A 15,448-nucleotide genomic window follows, 5' to 3' on the forward strand; every position below is an offset into this window, starting at 1 on the left:
CGGGCGCCGTTCAATTGGCTTACAGAATGGCTTTATTTGATCTCGAGCACAAAGTGGTTACGATTTGGTGGCAGATTTCGTATAATCGCCAGCAATATTAGTCGCATTGGGTCTGTTATGAGTCAGGTAGCACCAAGCATAGAAAATATTCAATATCCTTTCCCGCCCAAACCGGTTCCCTTGTCTGAACAGGAAAAAAGCGAATACAAAGCCAGGATCAAGCAACTGCTCAAAGAGCAGAATGCGGTGCTGGTTGCCCACTACTATACGGACCCTGAAATTCAGGCTCTGGCCGAGGAAACCGGTGGTTGTGTCTCCGACTCGCTGGAAATGGCGCGTTTTGGTCGTGATCATCCCGCCAAGACGCTCATCGTTGCTGGGGTTAAGTTCATGGGGGAAACCGCTAAGATCCTGAGTCCGGAAAAAACCATTCTGATGCCGACTCTGGAAGCCACCTGTTCTCTGGATGTTGGTTGTCCTATTGAGCAGTTCAGTGCCTTCTGCGATGCCCATCCGGATCATACGGTAGTGGTCTATGCCAACACATCGGCTGCGGTCAAAGCCCGAGCCGATTGGGTGGTGACTTCCAGCATAGCACTGGAAATCGTGGAGCACCTGGACAGTGAAGGCAAGAAAATCATCTGGGGGCCAGATCGTCACTTGGGCAGTTATATTGCCAAGCAAACCGGTGCCGAGATGTTGATGTGGCAGGGCGAGTGTATTGTTCATGATGAATTCAAGGCCAGAGCTTTGCGTCAATTAAAGGCGCAGCACCCGAACGCCGCCATTTTGGTTCACCCTGAATCTCCGGCGAGTGTGGTGGAAATGGCCGATGCCGTAGGTTCAACCAGTCAGTTGATCAAAGCTGCCCAGACCATGGACAATGATACCTTTATCGTGGCCACCGACAGAGGCATCTTCTACAAGATGCAACAGGCAGCACCGGGTAAGACCCTGATTGAAGCACCAACCGGCGGTGAAGGCGCCACTTGCCGCAGCTGTGCTCACTGCCCCTGGATGGCAATGAATGGCCTCAAGGCGATAGCCAGTGCGCTGGAAAATCAGGACAACAGCCAACATGAGATCTTTGTCGATGAAGCGCTGCGTCAAGGCGCTCTGGTGCCTCTGACTCGAATGCTGGATTTTGCCAAAACCCTCAATATGCAGGTCAAAGGCAACGCCTGATCAACTCGAATTAATTTTTAATCAATGAGTCAATAAAGAGCCTACTTTTGTAGGCTCTTTACCCACTTACACGCCAATTCATCGACTATACTTGCCAACAAATACTAAAAATTGTATCTCGTAACGATAAATTAGTAAGTTAGCGCATTAAGGGTATATCGATGAAATGGCAATGGATTGAAAATCTTCCTCTGAAACACAAATTTCTCTTGGTCATCCTGCCGCCTTTCATCGCGGCAACTTTGTTTGGTATTTTACTGTTCAGCGATCGACTATCACTTGCCAATGGTCTGGAGGAAGTGCTGGATCTCAGTGAACTTGCGGTGGTCAATTCGGCGCTAGTACATGAACTGCAAAAAGAACGCGGCATGAGCGCCGGTTATCTTGGCTCCAAGGGCAAGAGTTTTGCCGACAAATTGCCAAGCCAGCGGCAACTGACCGACAAACAGTTACAACAATTTAATGAATTTCTGAATAGTCATCAGCTTCCAGCCGATTTTGCTACGGATTTAGCACAGGCCAGAAGCAGCATTGCCCGCTTGAGAGAAATTCGTAGCCAAGTGGACAGGTTAACCATCACGGTTGCCGAAGAGGTCGCTTTCTATACCGAATTGAATAAATTGTTGCTGTCGATTGTCGACCTCAGTGTTCAGAAAGGGGGCGATCAGCAAATCGCCATTAAGGCCGCCGCTTTTTCAGCATTTTTACAGATGAAGGAACGCGCTGGTATTGAACGAGCGGTACTCAGCTCCACCTTTGGCCACAGTGAATTCAAACCCGGAGTATATCGCAAATTTATCACTCTGGTTTCAGAGCAAAACGCTTACCAGGAAAGGTTTGTGGCCTTGGCGGATGAAGCCGCTCTCAAAGATTTACAGATCTTGCAGGCGCAAGCCGCAGTGGCCGAGGTTACTCGGTTGAGAGAGTTGGCTTTTGGGCAAAAAGCCGAGGACCTCAGATCCCAATCGCCGGAAACTTGGTTTAATCAGTCTACCGCCCGAATTAACCTGTTACATGAATTTGAGCAGAAGCTGTCGGATAAACTGCTGGCCGAGACCTTGCACAAACAACAAAATGCGGCCAATCAAACCTGGATAGTTCTGGGGATTATGGTGATAGGACTGATCATTGTCAGTCTTGTTTCCAGCATCATTCTTAAATATCTACACGGGAGTTTGCGGGAGTTGCATCGTGGTGTGACCCGTGCCCGGGCAGATTATGATTTGAGTGTGCGTTTACCCCATACAGGGAAAGATGAATTTGGCGAGCTGGCCGAGTCTTTCAACAGTATGATGACCGACTTTGAACAGGTAATACTGCGCGTCCGCTCCAGCAGCAAGACTCTGCTGGGAGTGGTGCAACAGATGGAACAACACTCAACCCAGATGCAGGCCGATGTAGCTGTTGGCTACAGTGAGACAGAACAGGTGGCATCGGCGATGACAGAAATGAGTTCCACCGTACAGGAAATTGCCTCGAATGCGGTAAGGGCTTCGGAAGCGTCTAATCAAGCCAGTACAGAGGCCAGGGAAGGGAGCCTGGAAGTGGGACGCACTGCATCGGCTATCAGTGAGCTGGCTGATGAGATCAGTTTTGCTGCCGATGCTATCTCAGAGCTAGATAAGGATATTCACGGTATCGTCAGTGTGCTTGAGGTTATCAGCGGGATTGCCGAGCAGACCAATCTTTTGGCCCTGAATGCAGCCATTGAAGCTGCACGCGCCGGTGAGATGGGCCGCGGCTTTGCCGTGGTGGCCGATGAGGTGCGTAATCTGGCACAGCGGGCGCAATCCTCTACCGAGGATATCCGTAACATGACAGAAAGACTCAAACAGGGCGCCGAAGTGGCGGTAGCCGCCATTACCAAAGGCAAGACGCAAGCGGGTACCAGCGTCAATGAAGCCAATCGCGCCGGAGAAGAGCTCAGACGCATAGTTGAGCACGTGGAAGTAATCGACAGTATGAATGAGCAGATAGCTGCCGCGACCCACGAGCAATCGGCCGTATCTGAAGAGGTGAACCGCAATGCGATGAAGATCAGCGATATTTATCGCAATACTCAGGATATTGCCAATGAACTGGGCAAACTCAACGAACTGCTGGTCAAAGATGCCAATAGAATGAGTGATGAAGTGAGTAAATTCAGGCTCAATGAACATTGATTGAACCATTTATGAACCGTACTGCTCAGCAAATGCGCAAACGGAGATTAAGGCGGATTTTTGCTTGACCGGAATCCTCCTTTTGCGTAAAGTACCGCTCCATCAAGGGGATAGAGATTTGTCTCTTGGTGAATGTGCTGATACGCACAGTAAATAGTATCGATGCGGTGAGGTGTCCGAGTGGCTGAAGGAGCACGCCTGGAAAGTGTGTATACGGCAACGTATCGAGGGTTCGAATCCCTCCTTCACCGCCAAATTTAGACGACGGGGTTCAGTTTAGGCTGAACCCCGTTTTCGTTTGTTTAGAAATAAACTCATGAGTTTATTTCTTGTAGAACATTGACATGTTCGGGGTAGTGGCTCCGGTTGACTTAATCGTGTAAGGCTAAAAACCCAGCGAACGGATGGTAATGCACGATAAAGCATTGACCCGGCCTTTGGAGTTCTCTATAGTACCGCCCCGTTGAGACGCAATGTCCAACGTACGGTGAGGTGTCCGAGTGGCTGAAGGAGCACGCCTGGAAAGTGTGTATACGGCAACGTATCGAGGGTTCGAATCCCTCCTTCACCGCCAAATTTAGACGACGGGGTTCAGTTTAGGCTGAACCCCGTTTTCGTTTGTTTAGAAATAAACTCATGAGTTTATTTCTTGTAGAACATTGACATGTTCGGGGTAGTGGCTCCGGTTGACTTAATCGTGTAAGGCTAAAAACCCAGCGAACGGATGGTAATGCACGATAAAGCATTGACCCGGCCTTTGGAGTTCTCTATAGTACCGCCCCGTTGAGACGCAATGTCCAACGTACGGTGAGGTGTCCGAGTGGCTGAAGGAGCACGCCTGGAAAGTGTGTATACGGCAACGTATCGAGGGTTCGAATCCCTCCTTCACCGCCAAATTTAGACGACGGGGTTCAGTTTAGGCTGAACCCCGTTTTCGTTTGTTTAGAAATAAACTCATGAGTTTATTTCTTGTAGAACATTGACATGTTCGGGGTAGTGGCTCCGGTTGACTTAATCGTGTAAGGCTAAAAACCCAGCGAACGGATGGTAATGCACGATAAAGCATTGACCCGGCCTTTGGAGTTCTCTATAGTACCGCCCCGTTGAGACGCAATGTCCAACGTACGGTGAGGTGTCCGAGTGGCTGAAGGAGCACGCCTGGAAAGTGTGTATACGGCAACGTATCGAGGGTTCGAATCCCTCCTTCACCGCCAGATTTTGATAACGGGATCCAGTCTTAACTGGGTCCCGTTTTTCGTTTCCGAACCTAGCTGACATCACAGCTAGGCGGAAGCCATCGGTAGCGCATTTCGTTGTCATATCCATGATAAATTTCCTTTCTGAGTGAATATCTTTCAATTAATAAATTAAATGACTCAGAATCTGCCAAGGAGACTATAACCAGACTGAGGACAGTGGTATAAATGGAACCAATTTGTCCCTACATGTCCAATTACAGGAAAGTTGTCATGATTTTTTCTCAGATTACCGCCGCGCCGGCCGACCCCATTCTTGGTTTAACCGAGGCTTTCAAAGCCGATCCCCGCACAGATAAAGTCAACCTGGGGGTTGGCATCTATAAGGATGAGGCAGGCCAGACTCCGGTACTCAAGTCGGTTAAGTTGGCGGAGGCCAAGTTGCTCGAAGAGGAAAAGACCAAGAGCTATCTCGGTATCGAAGGGGTTGCCCTGTATAATCAAGCGGTTCAGCAATTGCTGTTCGGTAAAGACAGCGCCATTATCGCCGATGGCCGGGCGGTAACAGCTCAAGCTCCGGGTGGTACCGGCTCGCTGCGGGTTGCTGCAGAGTTTGTCCTGAGCAACACTGACAGCAAAACCATCTGGATCAGCAACCCAACCTGGGCCAACCACAAGAATATTTTCGAAACCGCCGGGCTTGAGATCAAAGAGTACAGCTATTATCAGGCAGAAACCCATGATCTCGACTTCGATGCCATGATGACAGATCTGCAACAGGCGAGTGAAGGGGATCTTGTGCTGCTGCATGGCTGTTGCCATAACCCGACCGGCATCGATCTGAATATGAGTCAATGGCAACAAGTTGCCAAACTGTGCGCCGATAAAGGCTTGGTGCCCCTGTTTGACTTTGCTTATCAAGGCTTTGGCACTGGAATTGAAGAAGATGCCCAGGGACTTAGAGCCGTAGCCGCCATGGTGCCTGAGCTGCTGGTTGCCAACTCCTTCTCGAAAAACTTCGGTCTCTATAACGAGCGCATCGGCGCCGTGACTCTGGTGGCTAAAGACAGCGAGTGCGCTGCCCGGGCTTTCAGTCAGGTTAAGCGTACCATTCGCGCCAACTACTCCAACCCGCCGGCTCATGGTGCCATGATTGTCAGCACTATTCTCAACGACGGTGAACTCAATGCCCTGTGGCAGCAAGAGTTGACCGAAATGCGCCAGCGCATAGCCAGCATGAGAACCCTGTTCGTTGAGAGCCTCAAGGCCGAAGGCGTCGATCGCGACTTCAGTTTCATTTCTCGTCAAAACGGTATGTTCAGCTTCTCAGGCCTCAACAAAGAACAAGTTGCCAGGCTCAAAGATGAGTTCGGCGTCTACATCGTCGGCTCCGGCCGTATCAGTGTTGCCGGCATGACCAAGACCAATATGCCGGTTATCTGCAAGGCGATAGCCAAGGTGCTCTAAGCCTGCTAGGTTTTGCCTCATACGTAAAAAGGACAGCTGCGGCTGTCCTTTTTACGTATCCGGGCACAAAAGCCGGTGTTAAAAAATGTTGCTCAGGCAATGAGTTTCTTCGGCTGCAGAGCCTGCACCAGTGCGCTGATCAGGGCGTCTCTGTCGTGGCAACCACTCTGGATTGGGTCGGCAAGCGGCGAGCGATAAATCAATCCTTCCTGCGCAGGCTGACCATGACACAGCACGGCATCGATACGCCCCGGGCCTATCAGCTGCTGACACCAGTCCAGTTTGGCATTGAGGCTGAGTTCACCGGCTACGGACGATTCGGGTTTCAGATTGTCGATAAACACCACCTTGGCGGCGCTGTTTTTAATAGCGGTAGCCAATTCGGGCAACAGTAAAGGCGGCATCAAGCTGGTGAGAAAGCTTCCTGGGCTTAAGATGATCAGTTCTGCAGCGTTCAATGCAGCCACGGCTTCTTCGGTGGCCTTTACCATAGGTTCAAGATTCATTGCGACGGGCCGCTCTGCCATGCTGTCGACCTCCAGTTCGCCAAACACCTTACAGCCGGAGACATCGAGTGCAAAAAGGTGAGTCGGTTGCTCTGACATGGGGTAAAGACGGGTCTCAATTTTGAGTAAACCGCGGATGAGATTAATAGCCTCAAGCGGCCGGACGCAGAGCTGATCCAACGCAGTCAGGATAAGATTGCCCAGATTATGGCCATTGAGCTCATCCTGACTGTTGAATCTGTATTCAAACAACAGTGAGCCAACAGAGGGCTTATGGGCCAACTGGCTGAGACAGTTACGCAGATCGCCCCAGGCAATACAGTCATTGCTATTCCTTAATCTACCTGTACTGCCACCATTATCGGTTGTCGCCACTATGCCGGTGAGGTGGTTTCCCAGAAACGCTAAAGCCGACAGCACTCGTCCTAATCCATGGCCACCGCCTATGGCAACAACTTGCCGATATTGACTGAATAACTGCGCTTGCATAGCGGATCCTTGCTGCGATTTGAAACCTTTACATTCTACATTAGTGGGGGAAAGCTGCCAGCGACTGATTTTGTGAAAAGTGATATCTGACATATAATGCGCGGACATTTTTCCCTCGACCTTTGGGCAATAAGCAAAAGGAAAGACTGATTGAAAACCGGAAAACTTGGCTCATTTACCCTGGCACTGGCTTTGGTGATCCTGTCGGTATTGGCTCTGAGAGTGTATTTGATACCCAGTTTGAAAACCACCGAGCAGACTTCAGCGCCACTGATGAAGAACCAATTGGGTGTCAGTTTGATCCCCGATTTCAGCAGTATCAGTGTTGTCAGCGACAAGAAACAGGCGTTTTTTGACTTCCTGCGTCCGGCCGTGCGAAAGCAAAACAACATCATCGCCGAGGAGCGTAAATTCCTCGAGCAGGTGCAAAAACACCTGCAAAACCAGCATCAGCTTAATGAAGCCGAGCAGTATCGTATTCAGCGTCTGGCGGAAAAGTATCAATATGCCATGCGTGCCATCGACAGTGACAGCATCAATAAGTTATTACGCCGAGTCGATGTGATCCCTGAATCCATGGTACTTATTCAGGCGGCCAATGAAACTGGCTGGGGCAGCTCACGCTTTGCCCGCGAAGGACTGAACTTCTTCGGTCAGTGGTGTTTCAAGAAAGGCTGCGGCTTGGTACCACAATCGCGTACCGAAGGTATGTCCCATGAGGTTGCGGTATTCAAATCGGTCGATGATTCGGTGGCTTCCTATATGCGCAATCTTAATTCCAATGCTGCCTATTCATTATTTCGCTCCATTCGCGCCGATCTGCGTAGTCAGCATGAGCCGCTGACCGCTGAAAAGCTGGTTTATGGTCTGGTGAATTATTCCGAGCGCCAGGAAGCCTATATTGACGAATTGCTCGATATGCTGCGTCACAACGAAGAATATTTGGTGGAAAACCATGTCGAAAAAACTGCTGTTTAGTGCACTCTTATTGTTGTCTCCCTCGTTGATGGCGAGCCAGGTATCCTTGAATTACGCCGACTTTTACACGCGGATGAAAGTGATGAATAAGGGGAATTATCAACTCATCGATCTGGCGTTTAGCGTACCGGAAACCCAGAACTGTCAGCTGAAAGCCGGCAATATCAGTACGGAGACTGAACACTTTCCGCTGACTTTCGATGCCAGCCAGCGGCTATATATTCCCTTCGATGAAAAACTCAAGCATGCCAGAGCCTTGATTAATCTTGAGATTGAAGGTGAAGGGCAAGGCTGTGGCATAGGGATGCAGCTCAGGGTGCGTAATCCTAAGCAAGAGTACAGCGGCGACGAGCTGAGAAACATCAGCAGTCAAATGAATGAAGCGCTGAAGCAGATGCAGGGCTTTCCCATGAAGTATTTCGCCAAGCCTATCTCGGGTCTGAGCATAGAGTTTAGCGGCAGTGAAAATGGTGCTTGGTTCGATGGCCGCCACCAGGCGCTGGATAAGCGCTATGAACTCAGTAATGAGGAGATCGCGTTACTTGAGACGCTGAAGTTTGACGCTACCCCCAAAGTGATCAGCCCTTGGGTCGCGCCAGGCAAATGACATACGAGTAACCGCTAAACCCGCTAGTTAAAACAAACCAGAGCCCCGCATTGCGGGGCTTTTTATGTCGTATCCGGACAGGTTCAACATGAAACCCATATATCGCCACTCCTGCAACATATAGAATAATGCGGTTAGTATTTTGAGCTCGGAAGTAAGATGATTGAATTAAAGCAGGCTATCGCTACTGAGATTGGCCAATTCGTGGCAATGGAACACTTGCAAAATACGGCCGACTTTATCATGCCTTATCCGGCGGAAAAGCATCTGGCTGAAATGACGAAAGACACTGTCCACTATCTTTCGATTTATCAAAATGAGTTACTCGCGGGTTTTATGATTTTGGTCGAGGATAAGCCGAAGGAGATAGAGTTCAGAAGAATTGTTGTCGCCCATAAGGGTCAAGGTTTAGGTCAAAGGGCGATGCAATTGATGGAAGAGTATTGCCTTAATGAGTTAAACGCTTCGCGTATCTGGCTCGATGTATTTGCTACTAATCAGGTTGGCCGCCATATCTATCAAAAGCTGGGCTATTGTGAATTCGATACTACTGAGGTCAATGGCAAGCGTTTGCTGTTTATGCAAAAGTGGCTTTAGTTTTGATAGTGACTTTAGTTTTGATGAAGTAAGCGGCAGTAAACAGAGCATTTCCGAACAAGCACCAAGGGCTTGTTCGGAAATGGATTTATCAAGGCTGATAGATGCCAACCACTTCGATACGCTGGCTTTGATCTGCATGTTTGGCGGCACTGTCGAGATCGATATGACCGCTGTTGCTGACATCCATAAAGTCAAAGGCGGGTAAATCGGCTTCGGCAACTTCACCGCTGGCGGGAGCATCCGGATTGCGCTCCAGTGCCATAAAGTCAAACACAGTGCGGTCAACGCCTTGGGACGGTGCGGTATTTTGCATCGCAGTAAAGATGGTTTCGATACGGCCGGGGAACTGTTTGTCCCACAGTTTGAGCATATTCTTGACCTCGGCGCGCTTGAGGTTTTCCTGGGAGCCGCAAAGGTTACAAGGAATGATAGGGAAGGCTTTCAGTTTAGCGTATTCGGCAATGTCTTTTTCTCGGCAATAGGCGAGGGGACGGATCACCATATTGGCACCGTCATCCGATAGCAACTTGGGTGGCATGGCCTTCATCTTGCCACCGTAGAACATGTTGAGGAACAGGGTTTCTATGATGTCGTCTCTGTGGTGGCCGAGCGCTATCTTGGTGGCACCTATTCGCTGGGCAAACCCATAAAGGGTACCGCGGCGCAGCCTAGAACAAAGTGAGCAAGTGGTCTTGCCTTCGGGGATCTTATCTTTAACTATCGAATAGGTGTCTTTTTCAAGAATATGGTAGGCCACGCCTAAACTATCCAGATAGGCTGGCAGTACTTCTTCCGGGAATCCGGGCTGCTTCTGATCCAGGTTGACGGCGACAATTTCAAACTGCACAGGCGCCCGCTGTTGTAGGTTCAACAAAATGTCCAGCATGGCATAGCTGTCTTTGCCACCGGAGAGGCAGCACATCACGCGATCGCCTTCTTCAATCATGTTGTAATCGGCAATGGCGCTGCCGACTTCGCGGCGTAAACGCTTTTGCAGTTTGTTGAGACGAGTGATTTGTTTCTTATCCAGCTCTTGCATAACTTCAGACATAAAAAAATAAGCGCCCAGTAACACTATGGTTCAGGGCGCGTATTATTCCAGCTAAAGCCGGTCGGGTAAAGGGGCGACTCAGGCCAGAGGCGACTTATAACCGTCGGGTTTGACCGCCAGCAGATCGCAGTTGACCGAATCTATCACATGTTCGGCTGTATTACCGATAAGCGCGGCAGAGAATCCTGTGCGACCCACAGTGCCGAGAACGACCAGTTCGGCGTCCAGTTGCTCCGCCAGCTCAGGGATAACATCCTCAGGCAGACCTTCTTTCACGTGGCAGTGGGCGGTATCAACGCCGTAACTGTTGGCCAGATAATTGACCCGCTGCTCATGCTGCATGCGAATGGTTTCGTTATAAGTGTGGGCATCAAAGTCCGGCAGTTCAATCGCCAGATTGACCGGGGTTCCTGGATAACCGTTGACCAGGTGCACCTCGGCATCAAACTTGGTGGCAAGTTCCTGGGCATGCTCAATGATCTTGCCGTTCAGGGATTGATGTTCTTCATCTTCAGAGGCAACGTTGACGGCGCAGAGAATTTTACCTTTCACCGGCCAGTCATGCTCTTTAACCAGCAACACTGGGACTGGTGCCTTACGCAATAAGTGCCAGTCGGTTGGGGTGAAAATAACCGCCTTGAGTTTGTCGTGCTCATGGGTGCCTTTGACTATCAGGTCGTATTCACCTTGAATGGCAAAGTTGATGATGCTCTCAAAGGGGCGGTTGTGCCACAGCACTTCGCTGTCCATCTCGAGTCCGGCTTGCTGATGCGGCTTGAGCAGATCGGCAATCCAGGCTTTCCGTTGATTGATAACCCCCTGACGCATGGCCTCACGTTCCTGATTGGAAAGAATAGAGGTCATTTCATAGGAGAAATCAAAGATAGACAGAAACACAGTAATCTTGGCCTTGCTGCGAGTGGCGAGCTCCACTGCGCGGGCAAGGGCTGGTTGTTGTTCTGATGTAGGGTCGACTACGACCAATAGCTTTTGATAATCCCTCATGGCGTTTTCCTTATTCCGCATGATGTATTTATATCATGCGATATTGGCTATGATTTGTATTGCTTGAGATCAATATATTGATTCGCTTAGTTATCTTGCTATTCGGGCGGCTCCCGCCAGCCTGTCCAGCTCTTCCAGATCCAGTATAGTGATATATTTACCTTTTACTTCGATCAGCCCCGCCTTTTGGAAACGCCCCAGCAGGCGGCTGATGGTTTCCACGGTTAGGCCAAGATAGTTGCCGATATCACCGCGGGTCATAGTGAGGCGAAACTCTCTGGGGGAGAAGCCACGGCTACCAAAACGAGCCGCGAGGTTACTGATGAAGGCCGCCAGGCGTTCTTCGGCATTCTTTTTACTGAGCAGCAGGATCATCCCTTGGTCACTCATAATTTCATTACTCATCAGACGCATTATCTGCTGCCTGAGTTTGGGCATGGTGCCGGAGAGTTCATCCAGAGTATTGAAGGGAATTTCACACACCATAGAGGTTTCCAGGGCCTGAGCAAAACTCTGGTGTGACTGGGAATGGATACCGTCGAAGCCTATGACATCGCCGGCCAGATGGAAGCCAGTGATCTGCTCATCGCCCTGTTCTGTGATGGTATAGCTCTTAATGGTTCCGGAGCGAATCGCATATAGAGACTTCAGCGGATCTCCGGACTTGAACAGCTGTTCCCCCTTCTGAATGGGTTTCTTGCGCTCGATAATATTGTCAAGCTGATCCAATTCATTGGAATTGAGCGTAAAGGGGATACACAGAGTCCCCATGCTGCAATCATGACAATGAATGGTACAACCCCCGGCAGCAGGGCGACGATGCTTGTTATTGTCTATTGTCATAGTCTTTCTCAAGTAAAGCGACTCTTCCCATGTTAAACCAATTCACCGACCCCGGCTAGTCAAGCTGAGCCAGAGCAATATAGAGTGTTTGGACTCCGAAACCAACCAGTAATAGCCCGGCAAGCAAGCGTACGGCGCGCTTTTGCGCCCAGTCGGCCAACGCCTTGGCGGCCACACCTGCACTGAGCAGAGCAGGCAATGTTCCCAAACCGAAACAAAGCATGATCAGCGCACCCTGTTTGGCACTGCCACTGGCGACTGCCCAAGTAAGGGTACTGTATACCAGGCCGCAGGGCAGCCAACCCCAAACCATGCCTGCAAGCAATGCTTGGCCGGGATGAGTAACAGGTAATAATTTTTGGGACAAGGGCTTAAGCAAGCGCCACAATCCCTGACCCAGGCGTTCAATCTGAACCAATCCTACCCAGATACGGGCGATATACAACCCCATAGCGATCATCATCACACCGGCAATGAGCCTGAGCACCAAGAGGTAGATATCGATTTCAAACAGCATGCCAAGCCCTGCAGCCGAACCGCCTACCAAAGCGCCGGCCAGGCTGTAACTGAGAATGCGGCCAAGATTATAGGGAAGCAGAAACGAGAGTTGTTGCGCCAGCAGATTCTGGCCCCGACGGGCAGCGGGAAGCTGGCTGGAAAAGGCGCCCACCAAACCGCCACACATGCCAAAGCAGTGTCCGGCTCCCATCAGGCCCACCAGAAAGGCGCCGGTGAGGTTATATTCCATGAGTTTTGTCCTGAGAATGCGATTTATCCTGAACACTCTCCTGAAACTCAGCCTCTTGCGTATTAGTGGCCACTGGCTCGTCGTCAAATAGAATCGATACACTGTGGCGCTCGAGATCGTCAAATTGATCCGATTTTACCGCCCAAAAGAACACCCCCACGGCGATCAGCACAAACAACATGGCGATGGGGATTAGCACGTAGATAATACTCATAAGCGGACCTTGAGAAGTCTGAGGCTGTTGCTGACGACGATCAGCGAACTGGCCGACATGCCGATAGCGGCAATATAGGGTGCAACATGGCCGGTTACGGCCAGAGGCAGTATAAGAAGGTTATACCCCAAAGCCCAGGCAAGATTTTGGCGAATGATGCGATTGGCTTTGCGGGCAACGGCTATGGCCTGGGTGAAACGCCATAGATGATCGCCAAGCAAAATCAGATCGGCACTATTTTTTGCCAGTGCCGTGCCACTGCCCATGGCGATAGACAGATCGGCGCCAGCAAGCACTGGGGCATCATTGATACCATCACCGAACATGGCCACCTTATGTTGCTGTTGTAAACGGCGTACATAATCGAGCTTATCAGCCGGACTCATGTCTGCGTACACTTCAGTTATGCCCACTTGCCGAGCCAGAGATTCCACATGGGGGCGGGTATCACCACTGGCGATCGCCAGACGGATACTGTTGGCCTTGAGTGCCTCGACCGTATCCTTGGCATCGTCCCTCAGCCTATCCTGCAGGATAAAACTGGCCACCAAGCCTTGTTCATCGGCGAGGAACACCCGTTGCTGCTGACTTGGGGGTAGCTCAATACCGACAAACTCGGCGTTGCCTATCTTAAAATCGCGACCATTGATCTTACCGCTGATACCACGAGCCACCTGATGATGGACATTCTCAGCTTCTAGTCCTCCGGCATAAGGGCTGAATGCCAGGGCAATCGGGTGCAATGAACCGGCTTCAAGCGCTGCTGCTAATTGCTGTACCTGCAATTCACTGTACTCTGCCTCTCGGCCTTTGGTAATGTGAGTTTCCAGCAAGGTCAGATTGCCGCAGGTGAGGGTGCCTGTCTTATCAAAGACAACGGCATCAATTTGCGGCAACTTTTCAAACACCCCCGCTTTACGGGTAATCACCCCCAGGCGGGTAAACAGCGCCGTAGCGCAGGTCACAGCCGTCGGGGTTGCCAAGGCCAACGCGCATGGGCAGGTAGCTACCAATACAGATAGCGTGACCCAGAAGGCATCTTCGGGTGAGAACTGGTGCCACACCAGATAAGTGATAGCCGCTATGCTGAGTATGGTGCCTGTGAAATAACGCGACAGCTTGTCTGCCGTCATGGCGACGGCTGGCTTATTATTGGAGGCCAGTTCCTGTAAACGGATGATTTCTGCCACCAGTTGATCTTGGCCTATGGCGTTCACCCGTACTTTCAACGGTTGATCTTGGTTGATGGTACCGGCATAAACCTGGTCTCCCGGCTGTTTGCTCTGCGGCATCTGCTCCCCGGTAAGCATGGCCTCGTTGACCGCAGAATGGCCTTGCTCTACCAAGCCGTCGGCGGGGATCACTTCCCCTGGGCGCACCAGCACCAGATCGCCTATTTGTAAGCGCTTGGCGGGGATCTCTTCGCTGCTGCCATCATCCCCGATACATTGGGCGGTTAGGGGCACCAACTTATGCAGGTTACTCGAACTGACAGAGGCTTTCTGCCGCGCCGCCTGCTCAAAATAGCGCCCAAGCAGCAGGAAGAAGGTGAACATGGACACAGACTCGAAATAGACTTCGCCAGTGCCTTGCACAGTCGCGATACAACTGGCGATATAGGCACCGCAGATGGCGATGGAGACAGACACATCCATATTGAGCCTGCCGGCGAGCAGGGCCCGCAGGGCACTGAAATAGAAAGGCTGCGCCGAGTAGAACACCACTGGTGCGGCAAACATCATGCTCACCCAGCGGAAATAGTCGCGATATTCCACCTCAAGCCCGGAAAAGTAACCGGCATATAGCGCCAAGGCGAACATCATCACCTGCATGGTGGCAAAGCCCGCCAAGCCAAGCCTCAGCAGAAACTTTCGGCTGTTCTTTTTACTCTGAACTTCCTGTTCGTCCAACTGATAAGGCGCCGCTTGATAACCGATACGGCCGATTTGATTAAGTATTTCAGACAGTTTAATGTCGGCCGGACGCCAACTGATGAGGGCTCTTTGGGTTGTGGAATTGACCTGCACCGAGTCAATCCCAGGCAACTGTTTAACTTTATGCTCGATGAGCCAGGCGCAGGCGGCACAGGTAATACCGTCAATCGATAACGAGACTGAGGTTTGATTGCCCTGATCGTGCACAAAGTCCTGCTGCACTTCGGGAAGGTCGTAGGCACTGAAGGTCTTGAGCTCATCCGGCACCAGGGCGTTTTGCCTGCTGCCAGGTTCTGAGCGGAATTTGTAGTAGTTGGTCAGTCCGGCATCCATGATGGCCTGAGCCACAGCCTGACACCCCAGGCAACACATGGGCTGAGCCTGACCATCAATCACTGTACTGAACTGCATGCCCGTGGTGACGGGCTCCCCACAATGAAAACAGACTGTATGTGTCATGACA

The 15,448-nt window shown here is 50.9% G+C and carries 13 protein-coding genes and 4 tRNA genes; 10 read left to right on the plus strand and 7 right to left on the minus strand.

Annotated features, from left to right (window positions below; all coding sequences use genetic code 11):
* Positions 1–117 precede the first annotated feature (117 nt).
* The 7 genes from nadA (at position 118) to CBE72_RS11605 (ending at position 6,010) form a co-directional block, all read left to right on the plus strand.
* The gene (gene nadA / locus CBE72_RS11575; protein WP_100143646.1) at positions 118–1,185 is read left to right on the plus strand and encodes a quinolinate synthase NadA; all 1,068 of its coding nucleotides are present in this window, start codon (positions 118–120) and stop codon (positions 1,183–1,185) included.
* 161 nt (positions 1,186–1,346) lie between these two features.
* Positions 1,347–3,347 (plus strand): methyl-accepting chemotaxis protein, encoded by a 2,001-nt coding sequence (locus CBE72_RS11580; RefSeq protein ID WP_100143647.1) that lies wholly within the window; start codon positions 1,347–1,349, stop codon positions 3,345–3,347.
* Between the two features lie 166 nt (positions 3,348–3,513).
* A tRNA-Ser gene (locus tag CBE72_RS11585) sits at positions 3,514–3,601 on the plus strand.
* Between the two features lie 232 nt (positions 3,602–3,833).
* Positions 3,834–3,921 (plus strand) — tRNA-Ser (locus CBE72_RS11590).
* Positions 3,922–4,153: 232 nt separating this feature from the next.
* Positions 4,154–4,241, plus strand: a tRNA-Ser gene (locus CBE72_RS11595).
* 232 nt (positions 4,242–4,473) lie between these two features.
* A tRNA-Ser gene (locus tag CBE72_RS11600) sits at positions 4,474–4,561 on the plus strand.
* 255 nt (positions 4,562–4,816) lie between these two features.
* Positions 4,817–6,010 (plus strand): amino acid aminotransferase, encoded by a 1,194-nt coding sequence (locus tag CBE72_RS11605; protein ID WP_100143648.1) that lies wholly within the window; start codon positions 4,817–4,819, stop codon positions 6,008–6,010.
* A gap of 92 nt (positions 6,011–6,102) precedes the next feature.
* Here the strand turns inward: CBE72_RS11605 and yvcK are convergent, their stop codons facing one another.
* Positions 6,103–7,005 carry a uridine diphosphate-N-acetylglucosamine-binding protein YvcK gene (gene yvcK / locus CBE72_RS11610; RefSeq protein WP_100143649.1) on the minus strand — a complete coding sequence of 301 codons (903 nt, stop codon included), beginning with the start codon at positions 7,003–7,005 and terminating at the stop codon, positions 6,103–6,105.
* A gap of 150 nt (positions 7,006–7,155) precedes the next feature.
* On the opposite strand from yvcK, the gene CBE72_RS11615 reads away from it, so the two are divergent.
* The 3 genes from CBE72_RS11615 to CBE72_RS11625 all read left to right on the plus strand — a co-directional run bounded on the left by CBE72_RS11615 (position 7,156) and on the right by CBE72_RS11625 (position 9,187).
* Entirely contained in the window at positions 7,156–7,983 is an 828-nt protein-coding gene (locus CBE72_RS11615; protein WP_100143650.1) for a glucosaminidase domain-containing protein, read from the plus strand.
* Positions 7,961–8,590 carry a DUF2987 domain-containing protein gene (locus CBE72_RS11620; RefSeq protein WP_100143651.1) on the plus strand — a complete coding sequence of 210 codons (630 nt, stop codon included), beginning with the start codon at positions 7,961–7,963 and terminating at the stop codon, positions 8,588–8,590. Before CBE72_RS11615 ends, CBE72_RS11620 begins: the two co-directional genes overlap by 23 nt.
* A 159-nt stretch (positions 8,591–8,749) precedes the next feature.
* Positions 8,750–9,187 (plus strand): GNAT family N-acetyltransferase, encoded by a 438-nt coding sequence (locus CBE72_RS11625; protein WP_100143652.1) that lies wholly within the window; start codon positions 8,750–8,752, stop codon positions 9,185–9,187.
* Positions 9,188–9,278: 91 nt separating this feature from the next.
* Here CBE72_RS11625 and ttcA read toward each other — a convergent pair whose 3' ends face one another.
* The 6 genes from ttcA to CBE72_RS11655 all read right to left on the minus strand — a co-directional run bounded on the left by ttcA (position 9,279) and on the right by CBE72_RS11655 (position 15,444).
* Positions 9,279–10,241, minus strand: coding sequence for a tRNA 2-thiocytidine(32) synthetase TtcA (ttcA, locus tag CBE72_RS11630; RefSeq protein ID WP_045282778.1), 963 nt, complete (start codon positions 10,239–10,241; stop codon positions 9,279–9,281).
* A 78-nt stretch (positions 10,242–10,319) separates the two neighbouring features.
* The gene (uspE, locus tag CBE72_RS11635; RefSeq protein WP_100143653.1) at positions 10,320–11,246 is read right to left on the minus strand and encodes a universal stress protein UspE; all 927 of its coding nucleotides are present in this window, start codon (positions 11,244–11,246) and stop codon (positions 10,320–10,322) included.
* Between the two features lie 90 nt (positions 11,247–11,336).
* Positions 11,337–12,089 (minus strand): electron transport transcriptional regulator EtrA, encoded by a 753-nt coding sequence (etrA, locus tag CBE72_RS11640; protein WP_100143654.1) that lies wholly within the window; start codon positions 12,087–12,089, stop codon positions 11,337–11,339.
* Between the two features lie 55 nt (positions 12,090–12,144).
* A complete protein-coding gene (locus tag CBE72_RS11645; protein ID WP_100143655.1) occupies positions 12,145–12,837 on the minus strand; it encodes a sulfite exporter TauE/SafE family protein in 693 nt (230 codons plus the stop codon).
* Positions 12,827–13,051, minus strand: a complete 225-nt coding sequence (gene ccoS, locus CBE72_RS11650) for a cbb3-type cytochrome oxidase assembly protein CcoS (RefSeq protein WP_100143656.1) — start codon at positions 13,049–13,051, stop codon at positions 12,827–12,829. Before ccoS ends, CBE72_RS11645 begins: the two co-directional genes overlap by 11 nt.
* Complete coding sequence (locus CBE72_RS11655) at positions 13,048–15,444, minus strand: heavy metal translocating P-type ATPase (protein WP_100143657.1); 2,397 nt, start codon at positions 15,442–15,444, stop codon at positions 13,048–13,050. Before CBE72_RS11655 ends, ccoS begins: the two co-directional genes overlap by 4 nt.
* Positions 15,445–15,448: the final 4 nt, after the last annotated feature.

Source organism: Shewanella carassii, from assembly GCF_002777975.1.
GTDB classification, from domain to species: domain Bacteria; phylum Pseudomonadota; class Gammaproteobacteria; order Enterobacterales; family Shewanellaceae; genus Shewanella; species Shewanella carassii.

Excerpts from the sequence above, each read along its gene's own strand:
- nadA (WP_100143646.1), top strand. The coding sequence starts at position 118 with ATGAGTCAGGTAGCACCAAGCATAGAAAATATTCAATATCCTTTCCCG.
- CBE72_RS11580 (WP_100143647.1), top strand. The coding sequence starts at position 1,347 with ATGAAATGGCAATGGATTGAAAATCTTCCTCTGAAACACAAATTTCTC.
- CBE72_RS11605 (WP_100143648.1), top strand. The coding sequence starts at position 4,817 with ATGATTTTTTCTCAGATTACCGCCGCGCCGGCCGACCCCATTCTTGGT.
- yvcK (WP_100143649.1), bottom strand. The coding sequence starts at position 7,005 with ATGCAAGCGCAGTTATTCAGTCAATATCGGCAAGTTGTTGCCATAGGC.
- CBE72_RS11620 (WP_100143651.1), top strand. The coding sequence starts at position 7,961 with ATGTCGAAAAAACTGCTGTTTAGTGCACTCTTATTGTTGTCTCCCTCG.
- CBE72_RS11625 (WP_100143652.1), top strand. The coding sequence starts at position 8,750 with ATGATTGAATTAAAGCAGGCTATCGCTACTGAGATTGGCCAATTCGTG.
- ttcA (WP_045282778.1), bottom strand. The coding sequence starts at position 10,241 with ATGTCTGAAGTTATGCAAGAGCTGGATAAGAAACAAATCACTCGTCTC.
- uspE (WP_100143653.1), bottom strand. The coding sequence starts at position 11,246 with ATGAGGGATTATCAAAAGCTATTGGTCGTAGTCGACCCTACATCAGAA.
- etrA (WP_100143654.1), bottom strand. The coding sequence starts at position 12,089 with ATGACAATAGACAATAACAAGCATCGTCGCCCTGCTGCCGGGGGTTGT.
- CBE72_RS11645 (WP_100143655.1), bottom strand. The coding sequence starts at position 12,837 with ATGGAATATAACCTCACCGGCGCCTTTCTGGTGGGCCTGATGGGAGCC.
- ccoS (WP_100143656.1), bottom strand. The coding sequence starts at position 13,051 with ATGAGTATTATCTACGTGCTAATCCCCATCGCCATGTTGTTTGTGCTG.
- CBE72_RS11655 (WP_100143657.1), bottom strand. The coding sequence starts at position 15,444 with ATGACACATACAGTCTGTTTTCATTGTGGGGAGCCCGTCACCACGGGC.